This window comes from Geobacter sp. DSM 9736 (genome assembly GCF_900187405.1).
Lineage (GTDB): Bacteria > Desulfobacterota > Desulfuromonadia > Geobacterales > Geobacteraceae > DSM-9736.
The window spans coordinates 2,770,144-2,790,742 of record NZ_LT896716.1 but is presented as its reverse complement, the minus strand read 5'-3'; the positions used below and the strand labels follow the sequence as shown (position 1 = coordinate 2,790,742).

Annotated in this window: 18 protein-coding genes and 1 other RNA gene; 14 read left to right on the top strand and 5 right to left on the bottom strand. The window is 59.2% G+C overall.

Features of this window, described 5'->3' with window-relative positions:
* On the bottom strand, positions 1–388 hold a 388-nt coding region (locus CFB04_RS17920), incomplete at its 3' end, for a cytochrome-c peroxidase (RefSeq protein ID WP_197692512.1).
* Positions 389–588: 200 nt separating this feature from the next.
* On the opposite strand from CFB04_RS17920, the gene CFB04_RS12705 reads away from it, so the two are divergent.
* Both CFB04_RS12705 and CFB04_RS12700 read left to right on the top strand, forming a co-directional pair.
* On the top strand, positions 589–2,025 hold the full coding sequence (locus tag CFB04_RS12705; protein WP_088535617.1) for an NAD(P)/FAD-dependent oxidoreductase: 1,437 nt from the start codon (positions 589–591) through the stop codon (positions 2,023–2,025).
* 168 nt (positions 2,026–2,193) lie between these two features.
* Positions 2,194–4,254, top strand: coding sequence for a transglycosylase domain-containing protein (locus CFB04_RS12700; RefSeq protein ID WP_088536826.1), 2,061 nt, complete (start codon positions 2,194–2,196; stop codon positions 4,252–4,254).
* A 98-nt stretch (positions 4,255–4,352) separates the two neighbouring features.
* Here CFB04_RS12700 and CFB04_RS12695 read toward each other — a convergent pair whose 3' ends face one another.
* Entirely contained in the window at positions 4,353–4,823 is a 471-nt protein-coding gene (locus CFB04_RS12695) for a DUF4112 domain-containing protein (protein ID WP_088535616.1), read from the bottom strand.
* A 107-nt stretch (positions 4,824–4,930) separates the two neighbouring features.
* Complete coding sequence (locus tag CFB04_RS12690) at positions 4,931–5,629, bottom strand: hypothetical protein (RefSeq protein WP_088535615.1); 699 nt, start codon at positions 5,627–5,629, stop codon at positions 4,931–4,933.
* A gap of 294 nt (positions 5,630–5,923) precedes the next feature.
* Between CFB04_RS12690 and CFB04_RS12685 the strand changes: the two genes are divergently transcribed.
* The 9 genes from CFB04_RS12685 to CFB04_RS12645 all read left to right on the top strand — a co-directional run bounded on the left by CFB04_RS12685 (position 5,924) and on the right by CFB04_RS12645 (position 15,512).
* Positions 5,924–7,153, top strand: coding sequence for a dicarboxylate/amino acid:cation symporter (locus CFB04_RS12685; RefSeq protein WP_088535614.1), 1,230 nt, complete (start codon positions 5,924–5,926; stop codon positions 7,151–7,153).
* Positions 7,150–7,839, top strand: coding sequence for a L,D-transpeptidase (locus tag CFB04_RS12680; protein ID WP_088535613.1), 690 nt, complete (start codon positions 7,150–7,152; stop codon positions 7,837–7,839). Before CFB04_RS12685 ends, CFB04_RS12680 begins: the two co-directional genes overlap by 4 nt.
* 144 nt (positions 7,840–7,983) lie before the next feature.
* Entirely contained in the window at positions 7,984–8,568 is a 585-nt protein-coding gene (locus tag CFB04_RS12675) for a DUF4142 domain-containing protein (RefSeq protein ID WP_172825502.1), read from the top strand.
* Positions 8,569–8,684: 116 nt separating this feature from the next.
* Positions 8,685–8,861: non-coding RNA, 6S RNA (gene ssrS / locus CFB04_RS12670), on the top strand.
* 113 nt (positions 8,862–8,974) lie between these two features.
* On the top strand, positions 8,975–9,874 hold the full coding sequence (locus tag CFB04_RS12665) for a formylglycine-generating enzyme family protein (RefSeq protein WP_231934177.1): 900 nt from the start codon (positions 8,975–8,977) through the stop codon (positions 9,872–9,874).
* 217 nt (positions 9,875–10,091) lie between these two features.
* Positions 10,092–11,888: a DNA helicase RecQ gene (gene recQ, locus CFB04_RS12660; RefSeq protein WP_088535612.1), complete on the top strand. Its 1,797-nt coding sequence runs from the start codon at positions 10,092–10,094 to the stop codon at positions 11,886–11,888.
* A gap of 3 nt (positions 11,889–11,891) precedes the next feature.
* Entirely contained in the window at positions 11,892–13,172 is a 1,281-nt protein-coding gene (locus tag CFB04_RS12655) for an MFS transporter (RefSeq protein WP_088535611.1), read from the top strand.
* An 89-nt stretch (positions 13,173–13,261) separates the two neighbouring features.
* A complete protein-coding gene (locus CFB04_RS12650; protein ID WP_088535610.1) occupies positions 13,262–13,891 on the top strand; it encodes a tRNA-uridine aminocarboxypropyltransferase in 630 nt (209 codons plus the stop codon).
* A 241-nt stretch (positions 13,892–14,132) separates the two neighbouring features.
* A complete protein-coding gene (locus CFB04_RS12645; RefSeq protein ID WP_172825501.1) occupies positions 14,133–15,512 on the top strand; it encodes an FAD-binding oxidoreductase in 1,380 nt (459 codons plus the stop codon).
* Between the two features lie 74 nt (positions 15,513–15,586).
* Here CFB04_RS12645 and CFB04_RS12640 read toward each other — a convergent pair whose 3' ends face one another.
* On the bottom strand, positions 15,587–16,882 hold the full coding sequence (locus CFB04_RS12640) for an OmpA family protein (RefSeq protein ID WP_088535609.1): 1,296 nt from the start codon (positions 16,880–16,882) through the stop codon (positions 15,587–15,589).
* A gap of 33 nt (positions 16,883–16,915) precedes the next feature.
* A complete protein-coding gene (mscL, locus tag CFB04_RS12635; protein ID WP_088535608.1) occupies positions 16,916–17,359 on the bottom strand; it encodes a large conductance mechanosensitive channel protein MscL in 444 nt (147 codons plus the stop codon).
* A gap of 248 nt (positions 17,360–17,607) precedes the next feature.
* Here mscL and CFB04_RS12630 point away from each other — a divergent pair, with 248 nt between their 5' ends.
* From CFB04_RS12630 to CFB04_RS12620, 3 genes are all read left to right on the top strand, one after another.
* Complete coding sequence (locus CFB04_RS12630; RefSeq protein ID WP_088535607.1) at positions 17,608–18,525, top strand: TIGR01212 family radical SAM protein; 918 nt, start codon at positions 17,608–17,610, stop codon at positions 18,523–18,525.
* A 67-nt stretch (positions 18,526–18,592) separates the two neighbouring features.
* Positions 18,593–19,165, top strand: coding sequence for a TetR/AcrR family transcriptional regulator (locus tag CFB04_RS12625; protein ID WP_088535606.1), 573 nt, complete (start codon positions 18,593–18,595; stop codon positions 19,163–19,165).
* Positions 19,166–19,340: 175 nt separating this feature from the next.
* Entirely contained in the window at positions 19,341–20,561 is a 1,221-nt protein-coding gene (locus CFB04_RS12620) for an efflux RND transporter periplasmic adaptor subunit (RefSeq protein ID WP_088535605.1), read from the top strand.
* Positions 20,562–20,599 lie beyond the last annotated feature (38 nt).

The following is a 20,599-nucleotide window of genomic DNA, read 5'->3' as shown; positions in this document are numbered from 1 at the left end:
CGCCGACGAACCCGGGAACCATTCCACCCATGCCGCCGCCACCCATGCCGCCGCCACCCATGCCGCCGCCACCCATGCCGCCGTGCCAGGCAAGGACGGGGTTGTAGCCGGCGTAGGCAGACGCGGGGGGTTTCCTGTTTCCGAACCGTGTAGGGATTGCCCCCTGCTCGACTGCGCCGGCTGAGTTTACTGCCGAATCAGGGCCTGTCCACCCTACAGACGGGTCATGGCACGAGGCGCACGATTGACCTGGCGGATTCGAAAGCCCCTGATCGAAAAAGAGCTTTTTCCCCAGCTCTTCAACTGGGGTGAGTGGGGCGGCCGATGCGGCCAGGACCATACTGGCCGAAGCGGCTGCCGAGAGCAGCAAGGTACGGAATTTTTTCATGGGAACCCTCCTTTGGTGGATAAAAGCTTAAGTCATATCATTGACGTCAGGACTGCCGTTGTTAGGGAGGAAGTATATCACCGGTTTTTTATGCGACAATTATCCGTCAAAAATTTTAATTTACTTATTTACCGGCTTGATCGGATAACTCCTGTACTCTGCTAGACTTGAACTAACCGCCATTGGAAGAGAGGAGCACGATGTCGGCTCGTCCCGCTGGAAATGCAGTTGTTGTCGGTTCCGGACCCAACGGGCTTGCCGCTGCAATCACGCTGGCGCACGCCGGAATGCCGGTAACCGTTTTGGAGGGGGCTCCCGGCATCGGCGGGGGGACCCGGACTGAGGAGCTGACGCTTCCGGGGTTCCTGCACGATGTCTGTTCCGCTGTTCATCCCCTAGCGGTGGCATCCCCCTTTCTTGCCACGCTTCCCCTTCACCTGCATGGGCTGGAGTGGGTCTATCCCGAGGTACAGCTTGCACATCCGCTGGACGGCGGGACGGCGGCTATTCTCTGCAGAGATATTGACGAGACTGCTGCAGGCCTGGGTGCAGATGGTGCGATGTACCGTCGCCTTATGGACCCTCTGTCCCGGCAGTGGGATCACCTCGCTCCGGATCTCCTTGCTCCGCTCCATTTCCCACGCTATCCGTTGCAGTTCGCTCTCTTCGGGATGAAAGCGGTGCTCCCCGCAATGCTATTCGCCCGCCTCGCGTTCCGGGCTAAGCCGGCGCGCGCACTTTTCACCGGGATGGCGGCGCATTCATTCCTTCCGCTCAACCAGCTCCTTACCGCTGCATTTGGACTGCTACTCGGTTCTCTGGGGCACACCGCGGGGTGGCCTGTTGCAAAGGGGGGATCACGGGCGGTCACCGGGGCGATGGCTTCATATTTGCGGAGCCTGGGCGGCACCATTGTCACGGATGCGCGAATTACATCAGTCAGGGAGCTGCCGCCTGCGCAGGTCGTCATGCTCGACGTAACGGCCAGGCAACTGGCAGAGCTTGCCGGGACTCTCCTTCCGCCACGCTACCGGCGCAGGCTGCAGCGGTACAGGTACGGCCCGGGAGTCTTCAAGGTCGATTGGGCGCTGAACGGCCCTATTCCCTGGACGGCGGAGGGGTGCCGGAAGGCGGGGACGGTTCACCTGGGTGGGACGGCGGAAGAGGTGGCGAGAGGTGAACAGGAAGTCTGGCGGGGAGTGCATCCGGAACGACCCTTCGTGCTCCTTGTGCAGCCCTCTCTTCTGGATTCTACCCGAGCGCCGGCGGGGCTGCACGTCGGATGGGCATACTGTCATGTTCCAAACGGTTCAACGTTCGACATGGCGGATCGGGTAGAAGCCCAGGTGGAGCGGTTTGCTCCGGGATTCCGCAGGCTGATAATCGCCAGGCACACGAGGAACTGCGCCGGGTACGAGCGGTATGACCCCAATTTCATAGGTGGAGACATAAACGGCGGCGTTCAGGACCTCCGCCAGTTCCTGGCGAGGCCGACACTCCTCTCCCCTTACAGGACACCGTTGAAGGGTGTTTATCTCTGCTCTTCCGGCACCCCTCCGGGTGGGGGTGTCCATGGGATGTGCGGGTACCATGCAGCAACTGCGGCGCTGCAGGATCAGGGGTACCTGGAACCGTAGGCGCTGAGGTAGGCCCTGCGACAGGCATACTGAACGAATTGACCTGTCTGGCACAACGTTGTATCCTCAGAAGCCGATACGCCTGATCGTCCCCTGTGTCCACCCTTTTACAATCAGTAAGTGGAGTAACAACTCTTGGCCTCATGTTTCCGATCGCGTTCCAGAACCATTTCAGCTGCTGCCGTTTGCCTTGTTCTGCTTCTTCTTCTAGCCTCGTCGGGGGTCTCCCAGGAGCCGGTGGCGACGCATCCGATACTTCCGGCACGGTACTCCTCCATCAAGGTCTTCGATCGGGAAGGCCGGTTTGTCGGGCGGATCATCCCGGAGAAAAGGTACTGGGTCCCCATACAGCGGATTCCCGATTTTCTGCTGAATGCAGTAGTCGCCGTCGAGGACGCACGGTTCTACGAGCATAACGGAATCGACATCCGCGGAATCGCGCGGGCGCTCGTGAAGGACGTGGTTAAGGGTAAGCTCGTGGAGGGGGGGTCCACCATCACGCAGCAGCTCATCAAGAACAGGCACCTTTCCGGCGTCAAGACCATCGACAGGAAGCTTACCGAAGGCCGCATGGCCCTCGAGTACGAGCGCAAATACAGCAAGAAACAGATCCTCGAGATGTATCTGAACGAGATCTACTACGGGAACGGCGCGTGGGGAATCGCCCAGGCCGCCCGCATTTACTTCGACAAGAGCCCCCAGGAGCTTTCGGAATCCGAATGTGCGATCCTTGCCGGTATTCCCAAGAACCCCGGCAGGTACAATCCCCTCGGAAAGCCGGAGGAGGTAGCCCGGCGCAGGGATATCGTCCTCAGCCGCATGGTCGATGTCGGAATGCTAAGCGCGCGGCAGAAGCAGAAGGTGCGGTCTCATCCGGCTTCCGTTATAAGGCAGGGGCAGGCCCCGTACTATGTGGCCCACATCCGGAACAAGCTGATCGAACGTTTTGGTCCCCAGGTTATCGAGCAGGGGGGGCTGGAAGTAACCGCGGCCCTTGATCTGAACCTGCAGAAGCTCGCGGAGAAGACGTTGCGGGACGGTCTGAAGCGTGTCTCAGCCGATGTACAGGGGGCGCTGCTGTGTCTCGATCCGGCTACCGGGGACGTTCTGGCGGCCGTCGGAGGCACCGACTTCGCCAGGAATCCTTATAACCGGGCATTTCACGCCCGGCGGCAGGCAGGCTCAGCAATAAAGCCCTTCATCTATGCCGCTGCTCTCGAAAAGGGGATCACTGCCGGCAGCATCTGGAACGATACCCCTGTCAGCTACAGCCGGGGGAACAGCCAGTCGTGGAAGCCCCTGAACTACGGGCGGGAGCTCTACGGCGACCTTCCTCTCAGGCAGGCTCTGGCCTACTCTAACAACGTGATCGCGGTGAAACTGCTGGAGGCGGTAGGGGTGCAGGATTTCTCCGATCTGGCTGAAAGAGTCGGTCTCTCCCCTCGCGCTCCTTACGATCTTTCGCTTGCCCTCGGAACCCAGGACGTCACCCTCAGCGACCTCGTTTCCGCCTATTCCCCGCTTGCCAATGGCGGCATCAGGACCGAAGGAAGAAGCATCATCCGCATATACGATACCCACCGGAAGACCTGGACGGAAAATCCTGCCTCCAAAACACCTGCCCTTTCCCCGGCGGCGGCCTACGTAACCACCCGTATGCTGGAGGATGTGATGATCCACGGCACTGCCAAGAGCCTCAAGAACTTCAACCGGGAGCGCCCCTCCGCAGGCAAGACTGGTACAACCGACGATTACCGCGACGCCTGGTTCATCGGTTACACCCCGCAGGTCGTCACGGGGGTCTGGGTCGGCTACGACAAACCAAGGCCGGGAGGAAAGGGATTCACTGGGGGGGCAGTCGCCGCTCCGATCTGGGAGCGGTTCATGCGGGGCGCACTGGCCGGAAAACCCGCTGCCGACTTCACACGTCCTGAGGGGGTCGTTACCGCCACGATCGACCCGGCTACAGGCTATCTTGCTGCTCCCGAGTGTTCGGAAAAAAGGGATGAATTCTTCCTGACGGGTACGGAGCCGACAGGTTACTGCCCGAAGCATGGCGGCGAAATCCCGGCCCAGTCTCCCGCCGCTCCTCTCCTCGAACCGGATACAAGCCCGGAGTTGGAGGGGACGATGCCGCTTCGCAGGACAAATCAGCCCCAGAAACTTCAACAGGAACAGCATCCTCACCGCCTGTCGCCTGCGCCGGGCAAGCAGGACTCCAGCCTCTGAGGCACTTCAGCGGGCCGTCCGGGTAAGCTGGGGTGTTTTGCAGAGCTGCTTTTTCATCACTGACACCGCCTGCGGGTGGATTATTCAGTGACGGGCTTTCAGGTAACTGCCCGCCAGAGTGCCTGCACGAGCCAGAACCCCGCCAGTGCCGTAAGCACCACTAACGCCACCAGGAGCAGAATGATAAAAGCCATGAATAGACGGCTGGCGACGACCGTCTTTCGTGGCCTCTCGATGTACCTCTCAAGAAGACGGACATTGCGCTGATTGGCTTTCCACACGAAATCGAAGAGATCTCCGAGTCCGGGGAGCGCACCTACCAGTGTATCGACAGCAACATTAAAGGTCATCTTGAGTAGGACCGACTTAGGCGCTCCGAGGCGGGCTGCTTCGGAAATGATGTAACCTGAGAGGATAGCCCCTAAGGCGTCACCGAACCAGGGGATTAGGCCGATCACGGGTTCGAATCCGATTCTGGCATCGAGCCCCGGTAGGGGAATGGAATTGTCTGTGAGCCAAGCCAGCCTGTCGAGGCGTTTTCTCGCCTTTTCCCTTTCCGTAGGCTTCATCGTCTGCTCCGCGAATGAGGTTCCGTCCGCTGGCATCTCTGGCGCGGCGGGCAGGAAGACAAAAAAGCGGCAATGGTAATTCCCATTGCCGCAGGTCAGTAACGGGTTTAACGTGTTCCGCTGCTTGTGCCTGTGCCCGACGTGCTGCCGGTGCCGTTGACGTCGCTACCCGGATCTGTTCCCGTAGCTCCGCCGGTGCCGGATCCGGTTGTTCCGCCGGTTCCGATATCCATTCCAGTTCCGCTCCCTGTAGTTCCCCCTGTGCCCGTACCGACATCATCGCTACCGTTCCTGTCTGTTTCGATGTCCGTTCCCGGGGTCAGTCCCGGACCCGTGTCCATGTCGTCCGGAGGGCTGGAACCTGTCGTGCCGCCTGTCCCGGTTCCCACATCACTGCCCGTACCGGTCCCTGTGTCTGTTCCGGAGTCGATACCGGAACCTGTCGTGCCGCCGGTGCCTGTGCCCGTGTCACTGCCGGTGCCGGTTGTAACGCCGGTGTCTGTATCTGTTCCGCTTCCCGTACCGGTACCCATATCGGTGCCCGTACCGGATGTCCCGCCGGTTCCTGTGCCTGTATCAGTGTCGGACCATGTGCCGGACCCGGTTGACCCGCCTGTTCCGGTACCGATGTCGGCTCCTGTTCCGCCGGTGGTGCCACCCGTTCCGCTACCTGTTCCCATGCTGCCGGAGCTTGAACCCGTAGTTCCGGAAGTGCCGCCGAGGCTTCCGCTGCTGCCACTGTAAGCCCAACCTGATAGCGCAACGAGAGCTACTGCCGTAAAGATGACCCTTTTCACAGATCTCATGGCTATTCTCCTCTATCGTTCATGGCTGAACCTTTGCTGATTTTGAGCGCAAAAGAGCAAAAGAACTCCTTCTCTCCCCTGATTCCAGTATAGTCCTTAACCATGCAAAAGCAAGCTTGAGCCTCAAGTTCAAAGGGCTAACGAAGATGTTGACATCCTTTTTCATGACGCTTGTCGGGTGGCGAGGGGAGGTTGCCTGACTAAGTCAAGGCGATCAGCAAAGTGGAAACCGGAGCTATGGTGTGCAATGTATCGTAAGAAATAACTTGCAGTGTAGCGGGGGAAGGTCAAATCATGAAGCTGCTTAAAACATACGGATTCTCTCTGCTCCTGATCCTTTCCATCGTCACCGGGCTGCTTCTTGGAAGCTACTTCCCGGAGACTGCCCGTGCCATACGTCCGCTTGGCGACCTCTTCCTCAACCTTCTTTTCATGATCATCGTGCCGCTGGTGTTCTTCACCGTTTCTTCCAGCATAGCTTCCAGCGCATCTACACATCGCCTTTCAAGGGTATCATGGAACATGCTCCTGGTATTCCTCTCCACCAGTGTAGTTGCAGCGGTTACTTCTCTCGGCTTCATGCTCCTCGTGCATCCCACTCCGGGTGCCGGAATTCACCTGGAGCATCCGCCGGCGCAGGAGATTCCATCGTTCCTGGCGCAGGTTGTAAAGGCGTTTACCGCATCCGATTTCCCGGAGCTGATCTCACGCAAGTCGATGCTGCCCCTCATCGTCTTCTCTGTCGGGGTGGGACTCGCGACTCTTTCCCGGAAGGAGGCAGGTGTCCCCTTCGCCGGTTTCCTTGCCAGCGGTGCCCAGGTCTTCACCCGGCTGATAGATTATGTGATGTACGTAGCTCCGGTGGGGCTTCTCGCCTGGTTCGCGGCTACCGTGGTCGATACCGGTGACGCCCTTGCCTCCGCCTATTTCAAGGTGTTCGTCGTCTACTACACATTTTCGGCCCTCTATTTTATCGGGGGGTTCTCCCTCTACGCCTTTGCCGCGGGGCGGTTCGCCGCCGTCCGGCGCTTCTGGGCCCACATGCTCAATCCTTCCCTTACCTCCCTCGGCACCTGCTCCAGCATGGCAACCATGCCAGTGAACCTGGAGGCGGCGCCGAAGATGGGTGTGCCTCAGGACGTTTCGAACGTGGTCGTTCCGGTCGGGGCTGCTCTACACAAGGACGGGTCGGTCATAGGCGGGGTTCTCAAGGTGCTATTCGCCATGAGCCTGTTCGGGCAGGCGCTCACCTTCGAACGTATGATCGTAGTCATCGGCGTCTCCATACTGGTAGGGGTCGTGGTAGGAGCCATTCCGAGCGGCGGTATGATGGGGGAGATGCTCATCCTCTCGGTCTTCGGGTTTCCACCGGAAACGCTGCCGCTTCTGGCGGCGATAAGCGTTATCATAGACCCGGTGGCGACGCTGCTTAACGCCACCGGTGACAATGTGGCCGCCATGCTCGTAACGAGGCTGACAACGGGCAATGTTTGGCGGTTAGGATCTAAAGGAGAAGAGTCATGAGAGGGCACTTTTTCTTATTTGTTGCGCTGGTGGTAATTTCCGGTTGCGCCCACAATGTTCGCGAGGCCGCTTCATCTTCATGTCTCGGCGGTCTGTCCCAGGAGACGAGGCAGGCGGTAGTTGTGACGCCGAAGGCTGCCCCCTCTGCCAAGGACGTTACCGTTCGGCTTTTCGAGAAGACCGAAAAGGGATGGAAACAGGCCGGAGCCTCTATGGACGGTGTGGCGGGGAGAAACGGGCTTGCGCCTCCGGGAGAAAAACTTGAGGGTGACGGTAGAACCCCTTCGGGTGTCTTTCCTCTCGAACGCGGATTCGGCTATGAGTTCCTGGAGACGAAACTGCCCTACATCGTCCTCACCCCGGACATGATCTGGATCGACGACCCCAAGTCCCCTCTTTACAACACGCTCGTATCCAGGAGCGAAGGCGAAGGGGTCTCCCACGAGATCATGAGACGCAGCGACCACCTCTACAGGTACGGAGCCGTTGTCGAGTACAACACGAAAACGATAGTTCCGGGAGCGGGAAGTGCCATCTTCTTCCACATCTGGCGGGATCCGGATACTGCCACTGCCGGTTGTGTGGCCACAGCCGAAGCCGATATGGTGCGGATGCTGCAGTGGCTCGATCCTGCGAAGAGGCCTGAGGCCGTTATAAGGATTGCCGGTTGCGAAGCTCTCCCGTAACAAATTACTGAGCGGTGCCAATCCATCCTGGAAAGCATGCGAGTGAAGGGGGATGAATTGACATCGGCACGGGGAGAGCTACCTTTTAAGTTAAATGAAAGTCGCCCAATGTGCTCGACTCAAAACAGAGAAAAGGAGGCATCAATGAAACTTCGACTATCGCTCATGGTGGTTCTCAGTCTGTTTGCTCTCGGAAGTGTCGCAACATTCGCGTTCGCGGCGGATAAAGGCATCTCCGGTAAGGACAAGAAGTTTGTCATGGAGGCGGCGAGCGGAGGTCTGATGGAGGTTAAGGGAGGCGAACTGGCGCAGAAAAAGGGGCAGTCCCAGGAGGTGAAGGATTTCGGAGCACGGATGGTGACCGATCACGGCAAGGCTAACGAGGAACTGAAAAGCCTCGCGCAGCAGAAAAACATTACATTGCCGGAGAAAATGGCCCGTCATCACAAGTCGATGATCGACAAGGTTTCAAAACTTTCGGGAGCGGATTTCGACAAAGCCTACATGCGTATGATGGTGAAGGATCACACCAAAGACGTGGCTGCATTCAAAAAGGCGGCCCAGGAGGCGAAAGACCCGGACCTGAAGGCATGGGCTGGCAAGACTCAGCCGATCCTCGAACAGCACCTGGAGCAGGCGAAGGGGATTGCCTCCAAGCTCGGCGTAGACGTGGAAAAGGTGGAGAAGGAAGGACAGAAGGGGGCCGAGAAGAAGCAGAAGCATATGTAGCGGTTAAGGCTGCAATGACGCATATACCAAGGTGTAACGCATTTTCCCGGGGGTAAGAAAAGTGGAAAACTACGCTTGATTTCTCCCGGGATGATGTATACACTGCAATCACTGTTTTCTCTCTGCTCTGTGCGTGAGGTTGTAAAACCCCTGCGGAATGTTAATCGAACGGGAACTTTTCAGGTCGTGGTGTGCTGCCCCTCTGCGGGAATTGCCTGAAGCGACACATAAGTGGCCCACCTTTACAGTTACTCGCTGTGAGGTCCCTAGACCAACGGCAAAGTGGAGAGCTTATATAAAGGAGACCGGATTACCGGCCTCCTTTTTTTTCATGTTCACGGATCAGATTTCATTGCCAGCCCCTCACCCAAACCTGCTATAGTAGCCGACTCCGGAGGGAGATGTCGTGCATGCGTCGTCGTTCACATCTGCACTGTTTACCGTAGCGCTTCTGACGCCGTGGTTGTTTGCCTTCGTTCCGGCGGCGGCGGGTAAGACAGCTACACGTCCTGCACATTCCACTGCGAGGTCCCAACTCGCCGTCCCGGCTTCCGGGACAGTCTTCCGCGACCGGCTCGATGATGGCAGCCTTGCTCCGGAAATGGTGGTGGTCCCGGCAGGACGTTTCCGTATGGGTGCAGTAGAGGGAGGGGGAGATAGTGACGAGAAGCCTGTCCACGAGGTGATCATACCGCGTCCTTTCGCTATCGGCCGTTTCGAGGTGACCTTCGCCGAGTACGACAGGTTTTGCGAGGCGACGGGAAGGGAAAAGCCGAAGGACGGGAGGCACTACGTCCCGTTTAGCTCGTGGGGGCGCGACAACCGACCGGTCATGAATGTAACCTGGTTCGACGCGGTTGCCTACACCCAGTGGCTTTCTGCCCGTACCGGCAAAAAATACCGTCTTCCCAGTGAATCGGAGTGGGAATACGCCGCTCGCGGCGGCACCGCTGAACGTTACTGGTGGGGGTTCAGTGTCGGGGAGAACCGGGCGAGCTGCAAGGGGTGCGGCAGCAAGTGGGATAACCGGAAGACTGCCCCGGCAGGCTCTTTCTCCCCCAATCCCTTCGGCCTCTTCGACACCTCAGGCAACGTCTGGGAGTGGTGCCAGGACAGCTGGCACGAAAGCTACGACGGCGCGCCTGCTGACGGCAGCGCCTGGGTCGTAAAGGGTGACGAGCGTCGGGTGCAGCGAGGCGGTTCCTTCGGCAGCAAGCCCCGCTACGTGAGAAACTCCGCCCGCGGGCGAGGCGCGCCGGACGGGCAGTATGTGTATCTGGGCTTCCGCGTCGTGCGTGAGCTCTGACAGCCAGCAAAAAACTACTGCGGGGCCGATCTGCTTTGCGGAATCGGCGTAAGCACGGCCTTTTTCAAGGTTGTTGAAAACTCAGGTTGCTCAAAAACGGCCAGATCGCCGCACCCGGAGGAAGCCCCGCGGAGGCGTAGCAGCGCTACGCCGCACAAGGTGGCTTTCGAGGACAGTGGCGAGATGGCTGTTTTTCAGCGACCTGTTAAAGGTACTGATGTCCAACTCCCCCTCCGATATACTCCGCATCGTCTTCGGCTATACCTCGTTCCGCCCCCATCAGCGGGAGATCATCGACTCCCTCGTCGGCGGGAACGACATCTTCGTCGTGATGCCCACAGGAGGGGGAAAGTCCCTCTGCTACCAGATCCCGGCCCTCCACCGCCCCGGCGTGGGGATCGTCGTCTCCCCCCTGATCTCTCTCATGAAGGACCAGGTGGATGCCCTCGTTGCCAACGGCGTGAACGCTGCCTTTTACAACTCCACCCTGACCGAAAAGCAGGCGCGGCAGACACTGGCGCAGCTCCACGAAGGAGCACTCGACCTTCTTTACGTGGCCCCGGAGCGGCTGATGAGCGAAGCTTTCCTGGAGCGGCTCTCCGGCATCCCCATCTCCCTCTTTGCCATCGATGAAGCCCACTGCATCTCCCAGTGGGGGCATGATTTCCGCCCAGAGTACGTTCAGCTCGGGCGGCTGCGCCGTCTCTTTCCTCAGGTGCCGGTGATCGCCCTCACAGCCACCGCCGATCCCCAGACCCGCTCCGACATCATCCGCCGCCTCGGCCTCTCCGAAGCCTGCTGTCTCGTTACAGGATTCGACCGCCCCAATATCAGGTACCTGGTGGGCGAGAAGCGGAAACCGGCCGAGCAGCTCGCCGAATTTCTTGCGCTCCACTCGGGGGAGGCGGGAATCGTCTACGCCCTCAGCCGCAAAAGGGTTGAGGAGGTCGCCCAGCGCCTCAAGGAAGCGGGGGTCTCAGCCGCCGCCTATCATGCGGGGCTGGCCGACAGTGAGCGGCAGCGGGTGCAGGAGGCTTTCCTGCGGGACGACATCCAGGTGGTGGTGGCGACGGTTGCCTTCGGCATGGGGATCGACAAGCCCAACGTCCGGTTCGTCGTCCATTACGACATGCCGAAGAACATAGAGAGCTATTATCAGGAGACGGGCAGGGCAGGCCGAGACGGGCTCCCCGCGGAGGCGCTACTCCTCTTTGGGTACGGGGACGTGGCGGTGGCCCGTGGTATAATCGAGGCGGGAAACAACCCTGATCAGATGAGGATCGAGCTCCACAAGCTGAACGCCATGGTCGGGTTCGGGGAAGCGCTCACCTGCCGCCGGCGGGTGCTCCTCGGCTATTTCGGGCAGCAACTCGACGAGGATTGCGGCAACTGCGACATCTGCCTCTCCCCTCCCGAGCGTTACGATGCCACCGAGCAGGCACGGATGGCGCTCTCGTGCGTATACCGGGTCGGACAGCGGTTCGGAATGGGGCACGTCATCGACGTGCTGCGTGGCGCGCGAACGCAGCGCCTCCTTCAGCTGGGGCACGACCGGCTGAGCACCTACGGGATCGGGAAGGAGATTTCCACCGATCAGTGGGGCAGCCTCTTCCGTCAGTTGATACACCTCGGTTACCTGGAGCAGGACATGGCCAACTATTCCATCCTGCGGCTCTCCTCTTCGGCGAAGCCCCTTTTGCGGGGGGAGGAGCAGCTCGTCCTCGCCAGGCCCCGTGTGAAGACGGTTGCGGCGAAGAAGGAGCCGAAAAAGGGGCGAGGGAAGCTGGAGTACGACGAGGGGCTTTTCCAGGCCCTGCGCGTCCTGCGGAAACAGTTGGCGGATGAGCAGCAGGTCCCCCCCTTCGTGGTCTTCGGCGATGCGACTCTCGTGGAGATGGCGGCACATCGCCCCCGTTCGGCGGAGGAGCTGCTGAAGATCAGCGGCGTCGGGCAGCACAAACTCGGGAAGTACGGGGCGCAATTCCTGGAGGCGATCCGCGGATACGGAGACTGAAGGATGACGAAGGCCGAAAAGAGCTGGGTGCTCTATGACGTGGCGAACTCTGCGTTTGTCCTCGTGATCGTGACTGCGATCATGCCGATATATTTCAAGGAGGTTGTCGCCCACAACATTCCCGGACAACTCGCAACGGCATGGTGGGGGTACGCCAACTCGATCTCCGCAATGGCGATGGTCGTTCTTGCTCCGGTGATGGGGACCTTTGCCGATTATTCCGGCTGGAAAAAGCGCCTGCTCCTCATCTGTCTGCTCGTCGGGCTCGCCGCAACCGTTCTCCTTACGCAGACCGGCGAGGGGAAAATCATCCTCTGCCTTGCAGTCTTCGTAGTGGCCCGCACCGCATGGGAAGGAACGAATCTTTTCTACGACGCTTTTCTGCCGGACGTGGCAGAACTGAAACGGATGGACCGGGTGTCCGCCTCCGGGTTCGCGTGGGGATACGTTGGGAGCGTCATCCCTTTTCTCGCGGTCATCGCCCTGATTCTCACGGGGAAGGATCAGGCAGGCGGACGGATTCCCCCAGATGCCGCCAGAACGGGCTTTCTCATCGTCGCCGCATGGTGGGGGCTCTTTTCAATTCCGCTTCTGAGGAACGTCAGCCAGAAGCATGGCTACCCGAGAGAGCCGGGCGCTTTCCGGCTATCGATGCGCCGCCTGACCGACACCTTCCGCGATGTGAGCCGCCATCGCAATGCATTCCTCTTTCTCCTCGCCTACTTCTTCTACATCGACGGCGTCGGTACCGTCATCACCATGGCGGTCGCCTACGGTGTCGATGTAGGCCTGAAGCCCGACATGCTCATCCTCGTCATACTCGTCATACAGATCGTGGCCTTCCCCGCTGCCCTCGTCTGGGGAAAGCTGTCGGACAGATTCAGGGTGAAGCCGCTCCTCTTTTCCGGGATCGCAGTCTATTGCATCATCACGTTGATTGCCTTCATGATTCCCGCCATACCCGATCCCACCCTGAAAAAAGCGACGTTCTGGGTAATCGCAGTCCTGGTCGCCTCGGCCATGGGGGGCATTCAGGCGCTCAGCCGCAGTTTCTACGGGAAACTCATTCCCCCGGAAAAATCGGGTGAGTTTTTCGGCTTCTACAACATCTTCGGCAAGTTCGCGGCAATGGGCGGCCCCTTCCTGATGGGGATCACCGCCCAGATGACCGGATCATCGCGGTACGGGGTGCTGAGCATCCTCCTCCTCTTCATTGCCGGAAGCGTCATACTTGGCAGGGTAGATGAGAGCTGTGCGGGTTCCGGTACTCCTGAAAAGGCATAAGAGCTGAAGACTTTCATCTTCACAGGCTAAAGTTGCCCATCACTGCAACGAGCCGGAATAGAATCACCATCAATAAAGGCGATAACACCATGGGTTCCCGCTCAAAACGAAGTGAACGTTGTAGCCGCTGCCGGATGCATCTCCATCTCTGCATCTGCCGATCGATCCCCAGTTTCCCTCTGAAAACCCGCGTCGTTCTCGTCATGCACTATCGTGAAAATATCAAGACCACGGCTACAGGTCCATTGGCCCTGGAAGCACTCCCCAACAGTGAAATCCGCATTCACGGCCATCAGGACCACCCTCTGGATTTCAGCGACCTCAATACCCCGGAAAGAAGGACTCTCTTCCTATATCCGGGAAATGACGCTCCTGTTCTCACCCGAGGGTTTCTGGAGCAGGACAGCCGGCCAGTCACCCTCGTGGTTCCGGACGGCAGTTGGCGCCAGGCTGCCAAAATGAGGCGGCGGCTTCCGGGATTGGAGCATGCCGAAATGGTCCGACTGCCTCCAGGACCCGAGACCTCCTGGGGGATTCGAAATGAACCTCATCCTGCTGGGCTGGCGACGTTGGAAGCCATTGCCCGGGCTCTTGGCATCATGGAGTCGCCGGCTGTGCAGACGGGACTTGAGGATCTCTTTCGGCTGATGGTGGCGCGGACTCTACTGACGAGGGGAGATCGCAGCGGGGGCATTGATACGAACCTGGTTCTAGGCTGACGATGCAAATGCTTGTGCCTGGCCAGTATAGCCAGAAGTACCTGTTTGATTTTCACATCGAATCTGCCATCTGTTGCCAGGTGCCTGTCATACATACTTTGCGGGTACGTCACGCCCAACTTTCTTGCTAATTTGCCGGTGCTCCGCGGTATATCATCCGTTCACTCCTTGCCTTGACAAACACCCCCTGTCTGATATCGAAAAGGTATGCTTTCCCACACGGTACGTAAAGGAGGCAACCTTGTTAAATCCTGAATCCATTGAAAAATTCCGGCTCGCCCTGCGCGGGGAGCTCATACAGCCCGGCGACGTGCATTACGACGAGGCCCGCACCGTCTACAATGCGATGATCGACCGCCGTCCCCGCATGATCGTCCGGTGCGCAGACGTGGCGGATGTGATCTCGTGCGTCAACTTCGCCCGGGACAACGGGATCACCCCCTCCATCCGCGGAGGTGGGCACAATGCGGGGGGACTCGGGGTGTGCGACGACTGTCTCGTCATCGATCTCTCGCGGATGAGGGGGATCAGGGTCGATCCCGAGGCGCGGACCGTTCGGGTCGAGGGTGGGTGCGTCTGGGGCGATGTTGACCATGCGACCCATGCCTTCGGCCTCGCCACCCCCAGTGGATTTATCTCGACCACCGGGGTTGCCGGCCTCACCCTCGGGGGTGGCATCGGCCATCTGACCCGCAGCCACGGACTCACCATCGACAACCTTATTGAAGCGGACGTGGTGCTGGCCAACGGAAGCCTCGTCACCGCCAGTGCCGAAAGAAACGATGACCTCTACTGGGCGATCCGCGGGGGCGGGGGAAACTTCGGCGTCGTCACATCGTTTCTGTTCCGGCTCCACCCGGTGCATACCGTCTATGCCGGGCCGATGCTCTGGGAGCTGGATCAGGCGAAAGACCTGATGCGCTGGTACCGCAACTTCATCATGGAGGCACCCGAAGAAATGACCGGATTTTTTGCCTTCCTGGTCGTGCCGCCGGGGCCGCCTTTCCCCGAGGAGCTCCATGGCAGGAACGTATGCGGTATCGTCTGGTACTACGCCGGGGCGCTCGAAAAGGCGGAAGAGGCATTCGCTCCGATTCGCCGCTTCAAGCCTCCGCTCCTCGACCTCGTCGGCCCGCTGCCGCACACGGCGGTGCAGAGCATGTTCGACACCCTCTACCCCCCCGGGCACCAGTGGTACTGGAAGGCCGATTTTTTCAACGAACTTTCCGACGAGGCCATCGACCTCTTCCTCAAATTCGGCTCCTCGATTCCGACAATGCAATCCACGATGCACCTTTACCCGATAAACGGTGCGGCCCACAGAGTAGGCAGAAACGACACCGCGTTCAGCTTCCGTGAGTCGAACTGGGCGGAGGTGATCGTCGGCGTTGACCCCGATCCTGCCAACAAGGAGCGGATAATCGGCTGGGCGAGGGAGTACTGGGACGCAATGCATCCCTTCTCTGCCGGTGGCGCCTACATCAACTTCATGATGGAAGAGGGGCAGGAGCGGATCAGGGCCACCTACCGCGACAACTACGAGCGCCTCGTCGCAATCAAGACCAAGTACGATCCGGGGAACCTGTTCCGAGTAAACCAGAATATCAAGCCGCGGGGCTAAAAAGAACTCATCTACCAATACAAAAGAGGACCGTCCTGGGCGACGGTCCTCTTTTTCGGTGGACGCAAAAACGGCTATTTCTTTTCGACAGTGACCGAATCAAGGAGAGCAGTGATCCTTCGGTTCTGCTGCCTTCCTGCTTCGGTGGCGTTGTCGGCCACAGGGCGGGTCAGGCCATATCCTTTGGCGGTAAGGCGCTCGGGGGCGATGCCCTGCTTTTTGATCAGGTAATTGCGAACAGCATCTGCACGGCGCTGAGAGAGCTTCTGGTTGGCGGCGGCTGAGCCGACATTGTCGGTGTGTCCTTCGATAACCCCTTTGACTTCCGGGTATTTCTGCATGTACTCAGCCACCTTATTGATTTCGTCGGCATACTTCGGCTGGATCTCGTCCTTCCCGGTGGCGAACTGGATGTTGAGGGACATGCTTAGGGTTTCAAGCTCCGGGCAACCGTCAGCTTTGACCTTTGTCCCCTGAGAGGTGTCCGGACATTTGTCCATATAATCGGCAACACCATCCTTGTCAGAATCAAGCGGGCAGCCGTCTTTGTCGACCTTCACCCCTGCCGGAGTGCCCGGGCATTTATCGAGGTAATCGGCAACACCGTCCTTGTCCGAGTCGAGCGGGCAGCCATCCTTGTCCACCTGCACACCTGAAGGTGTGTCGGGGCACTTGTCGACAGTATCGATGACGCCGTCCTTATCGGAGTCGGCGGGGGTGGGGGGCGGCACGACGACAGGAGCCGGCGCAGGAGCAGGCTTTGCGACCGGGGCTGGTGCAGGTACCGGGGCCGGAGCCGGGGCGGGCACTGCCTTCGCTGCGGGAACAGGCTCCTTGGGAGCGCCGAAGGAGTAGGCGAGGCCCATCGTGTATTCATAGTTGTTGTAGGACCTGTCATCATTCCTGAAGATGAGATGGCGGAAGTCACCACGCAATGCCCAGTTTTCGGAGAGGAAATACTTCACGCCGGGGCCGTAGTCGAAGATGCCGCGGGTGAGCGTGCCGTTTTCTCCATCGAGGCTCATGCCGCTGTAACCGGCAGCTATGTACGGGACAAGCCGGTTGTCCGGGAAGAAATGGAGCAGGGCATCGGCGCCGTACCGGTAAAAGTCGGTCTTGGCAGGGCTCCTTGTCCCTTCGGTGCGGGTATAGTCGAAGAGCGCTTCCACCCCCAGATGTTTCGTAAAATTGTAACCCGCCCTGATGCCTCCGACAGGCTGTGTTTCGAGGTGCTGTTTCCCGTCGAAGGTATACCCTCCGACGATGGGGGACAGATACCAGGCGCCCGGGCGGACTCCTTCAGCCGAAGCTGTTCCCAGGGTGATCAGCAACGCTCCGGCCATCAGCAGCATGGGGTTGAGTAGTTTCATGTTGTTCCTCCTTCAGTGCAGTGAAATGAACTTCTATTGCGACACCGGATCCACAGCCGATGTACAGTGTGGACACCGTGATGCAGCCATCGGGATGGCGCTAAGGCACAAGGGGCATTGTCTGGTGGCAGGAGGCGGTGGTGTCTCCGGCCGACGGAGGCGATTGATCTGCCTGACCAGAATGAAAACCGAGAAGGCAACGAGTAGAAAATCAATGATGTTATTGAAGAAGAGGCCGTAATTGATGGTAGGAATGCCGGCCGCTTTAGCTTTTGCGACGGTGTCGACAGGGGTGTCGGAAAGGTTGATGAAGAGGTTGCTGAAATCCATCTTGCCCGTGAGGAGCCCAAGTGGCGGCATGAGGATGTCATTGACGAGACTGGTGACGATCTTGCCGAAAGCCGCACCGATGATCACGCCGACAGCCAGATCGAGGGCATTCCCCTTGACCGCAAATTCCCTGAATTCCTTGAACATGGCCGGTTCCTCCTAATTAATGTGGGAATAGTGTATCTCTTACGGTGGTGAAGTCAATCCTACTGAAAATTCGAGAATTGTTGCAGGGTCGGTCCTTCCTTGCTGGGTCGGGACCCGCCTCGAGGGTTTGCTTTGCCGTTATAAAATCCTTCTCCATTTCTCTTGCCATTTGTCTGAGTTTTCTCTATTTCCTAACACTCTACCGCTGAGCTCCCTGAACCTTGTTCCGACTTTAACGAACCTCATCTATGCTACAGAAACGATACAATTCATTTTCCGACGAGCTGAAGCGGGTGTTCGGCTGCCGCGTGCACCGGATTTCCATAGATGCAGGGTTTACCTGCCCCAACCGTGACGGCACCTTTGCCATCGGCGGGTGCATCTACTGCGGAGGCGCCGGGTCCGGCGCGGTAGGGATAGCCCGGGGGGAGTCGGTGGCCGAACAGATCGAGCAGGGGAAAGAAGTGATGACCCGCAAATACAAGGCGGGGAAGTTCATTGCCTACTTCCAGCCCTACTCCAATACCTACGCCCCGGTCGAGCGGCTTCGCGCCCTCTATGACGAGGCGCTGGCAGTGTCCGACGTGGTGGGGCTGATCATTGGCACCCGCCCCGACTGCCTACCCCCTCCTGTTGTGGACCTCCTAGCCGACTACGCCCGCCGTACGTATCTCTGGGTGGAACTGGGGCTCCAGTCCCCCTGGGAAAAGAGCCTGCAGCTCCTCAACCGGGGACATTCGTTCGACGCCTTTGCCGCCGCCGTCCGTCAATGCCGTGAGGCGGGAGTACGGGTATGCGCACACGTGATCCTGGGGGTGCCGGGGGAGAGGCGGGAGGAGATGCTGAAGACCGCCGGAATTCTCAACGATCTGGGGGTGGAGGGGGTGAAGGTTCATCTCCTTCATGTCCTGAAGGATACGAAGCTGGCGGAGATGTACCGGCGGGGGGAGGTGCGCCTGCCTGACCGGGACGAGTATGTGGGGCTCGTGTGCGACTTCCTGGAGCGGCTGGACCCGCGAATCATCGTGCAGCGCCTGACAGGTGACGGGCACCGGGACTACCTGGTTGCCCCCTTATGGTCCCTGGCCAAGTTCGAGGTGCTCAATGCCATAGATGTCGAGCTTGAGCGCCGGGGAACGGGCCAAGGCTCAACCCTGAGCAGGTAAGACAAAAGCTTTGACATGAGAAAAAGCTTGGCGTATAACGGAATGAACGTTCATTCCGGAGGCAGAAATGAGTGAGTCCGACAAGCGTGAAGCGATCATAAATGCGGCGCTGGAGCTTGTAGCAGAGTGCGGCTTTCATGGAGCACCGATGGCCATGGTGGCCGAACGCGCCGGGGTCGGTGCCGGTACGATTTACCGGTATTTCGAGAACAAGGACACACTCATCACCGAGACATACGCTGCGTTCGAGCAGCGGCTGGTGGCTGCCGTAATGGAGGGGTACCCGGAACGGAAGGGGGTGCGTGACCGATATATCCATCTAGCCACCATCCTGATCAAGTACTTCATCGCTTCTCCGATGGAGTTCCGGTTTGCGGAGCAGTTCCACAATTCTCCCTACGGCGCGGCTCACCGCCGGGAGAAAGTGTTCGGGAAGCAGGAAAAGGACATCTGCACCGAGATATTCGAAGATGGGAAAGGGCAGGGGATCGTGAAGGACCTTCCTCTCGTGATGCTTTTCGCCCTGACCTTCGGTCCCTTGGTCGACATGTGCCGCGATCACATTCTAGGTTTCATAGACCTGAACGAGGAACTGTCGCTGAAGGCAGCTGAAGCGTGCTGGGACGCGGTGCGGCAGTGAGAGGCGAGGGCATCCGGAGTGGTAACTTCAGGAGAAGCAGGTGCTTGCCAGATCATTTGTAGCCTTCATCGTCCTCTGCTGGGCATGCATCGTCGCAGGAGCCATCATCCGGCGTAAACAGCGGTAATACATCCCTTATATATAAGTCACTCATACTCCACGAGGAGAGGTATTCATGCAGATGAGCAACAGAATTTCGATGTTCGCCGTGGCCGTCGCGGCATGCGGCATGTTTGTGAGTGGGTGCGGGAAGAAACAGGCTGCAGGCCCTCCCCCACAAGGACCCCCGGAAGTGGGCGTGGTTACGGTGCAGCCGCAGCGGGTAGAGCTTACAACGGAGCTGCCAGGCCGTACCTCCGCATATCTGGTGGCAGAGGTGCGTCCCCAGGTGGGAGGCATCATCCAGAAGCGGCTTTTCACGGAAGGTTCCGACGTGAAGGCGGGCCAGGTGCTGTATCAGATCGATCCGGCAAGCTATCAGGCGGCCTATGCCAGCGCAAAGGCAACACTTGCGAAGGCTGAGGCGGCCGTCGTTCCCGTACGCCTCAAAGCGGAGAGATTCCGGGAACTGGTTGCGATAAACGCGGTGAGCAAGCAGGACGCCGATGATACCGCAGCGGCCCTCAAGAATGCGGAAGCAGACATCGAGGCCGCCAAGGCCGCAGTCGAGACTGCGAGAATCAACCTGGCATACACGCGTGTGACCGCACCTATTTCAGGACGCATCGGCAGGTCCACCGTTACCAACGGTGCTCTGGTAACCGCAAATCAGGCGGCGCCCCTGGCGACGATCCAGCAGCTCAGCACGATGTATGTGGACGTCACCCAATCAAGTGCGGACCTGCTGAAGCTCAAGCAGAGCCTGGCCAGCGGCATCATCAGGAAAAATGGGGGAAACCAGGCACAGGTAAAGCTGATTCTGGAAGATGGAACCCGGTATCCGCTGCCGGGAACCCTGAAGTTCTCCGAAGTGACCGTCGATCAAAGCACCGGCTCGATCACGTTGCGCGCGATATTCCCGAACCCGAAACAGACACTGCTCCCAGGGATGTTCGTGCGGGCGATAGTTGAGGAGGGTATAAACGAGCAGGCGATACTTGTGCCGCAGCGTGGTGTGACCCGGAACCCGCAAGGGGAAGCCATGGTCATGGTTGTCGGTGAACAGGAAAAAGTGGAGCCTCGGGTACTCCAGGTGGCCCGGACAGTCGGCGACAGCTGGTTGGTGAGCGAGGGACTCAAGCCGGGCGACCGCGTGATCCTGGAAGGGATACAGAAGGCGCGGCCGGGGACTCCGGTGAAGGCGGTCCCCTTTGGGACAAAGCAGCAGGGTGGGCCCGGCGCCGCTCCGGGTGGCCCCTCGGCAGCTGCGCAACCGGCAGGATCAAAAAAGCCCTGATCCGATTCAGCCACAGGGGGCGCATTAACTCTGGGGAT

Excerpts from the sequence above, each read along its gene's own strand:
- CFB04_RS12705 (WP_088535617.1), top strand. The coding sequence starts at position 589 with ATGTCGGCTCGTCCCGCTGGAAATGCAGTTGTTGTCGGTTCCGGACCC.
- mscL (WP_088535608.1), bottom strand. The coding sequence starts at position 17,359 with ATGTTCAAGGAATTCAGGGAATTTGCGGTCAAGGGGAATGCCCTCGAT.
- CFB04_RS12625 (WP_088535606.1), top strand. The coding sequence starts at position 18,593 with ATGAGTGAGTCCGACAAGCGTGAAGCGATCATAAATGCGGCGCTGGAG.
- CFB04_RS12640 (WP_088535609.1), bottom strand. The coding sequence starts at position 16,882 with ATGAAACTACTCAACCCCATGCTGCTGATGGCCGGAGCGTTGCTGATC.
- CFB04_RS12690 (WP_088535615.1), bottom strand. The coding sequence starts at position 5,629 with ATGAGATCTGTGAAAAGGGTCATCTTTACGGCAGTAGCTCTCGTTGCG.
- CFB04_RS12650 (WP_088535610.1), top strand. The coding sequence starts at position 13,262 with ATGGGTTCCCGCTCAAAACGAAGTGAACGTTGTAGCCGCTGCCGGATG.
- CFB04_RS12680 (WP_088535613.1), top strand. The coding sequence starts at position 7,150 with ATGAGAGGGCACTTTTTCTTATTTGTTGCGCTGGTGGTAATTTCCGGT.
- CFB04_RS12630 (WP_088535607.1), top strand. The coding sequence starts at position 17,608 with ATGCTACAGAAACGATACAATTCATTTTCCGACGAGCTGAAGCGGGTG.
- CFB04_RS12620 (WP_088535605.1), top strand. The coding sequence starts at position 19,341 with ATGCAGATGAGCAACAGAATTTCGATGTTCGCCGTGGCCGTCGCGGCA.
- recQ (WP_088535612.1), top strand. The coding sequence starts at position 10,092 with ATGTCCAACTCCCCCTCCGATATACTCCGCATCGTCTTCGGCTATACC.
- CFB04_RS12675 (WP_172825502.1), top strand. The coding sequence starts at position 7,984 with ATGAAACTTCGACTATCGCTCATGGTGGTTCTCAGTCTGTTTGCTCTC.
- CFB04_RS12695 (WP_088535616.1), bottom strand. The coding sequence starts at position 4,823 with ATGAAGCCTACGGAAAGGGAAAAGGCGAGAAAACGCCTCGACAGGCTG.
- CFB04_RS12685 (WP_088535614.1), top strand. The coding sequence starts at position 5,924 with ATGAAGCTGCTTAAAACATACGGATTCTCTCTGCTCCTGATCCTTTCC.
- CFB04_RS12655 (WP_088535611.1), top strand. The coding sequence starts at position 11,892 with ATGACGAAGGCCGAAAAGAGCTGGGTGCTCTATGACGTGGCGAACTCT.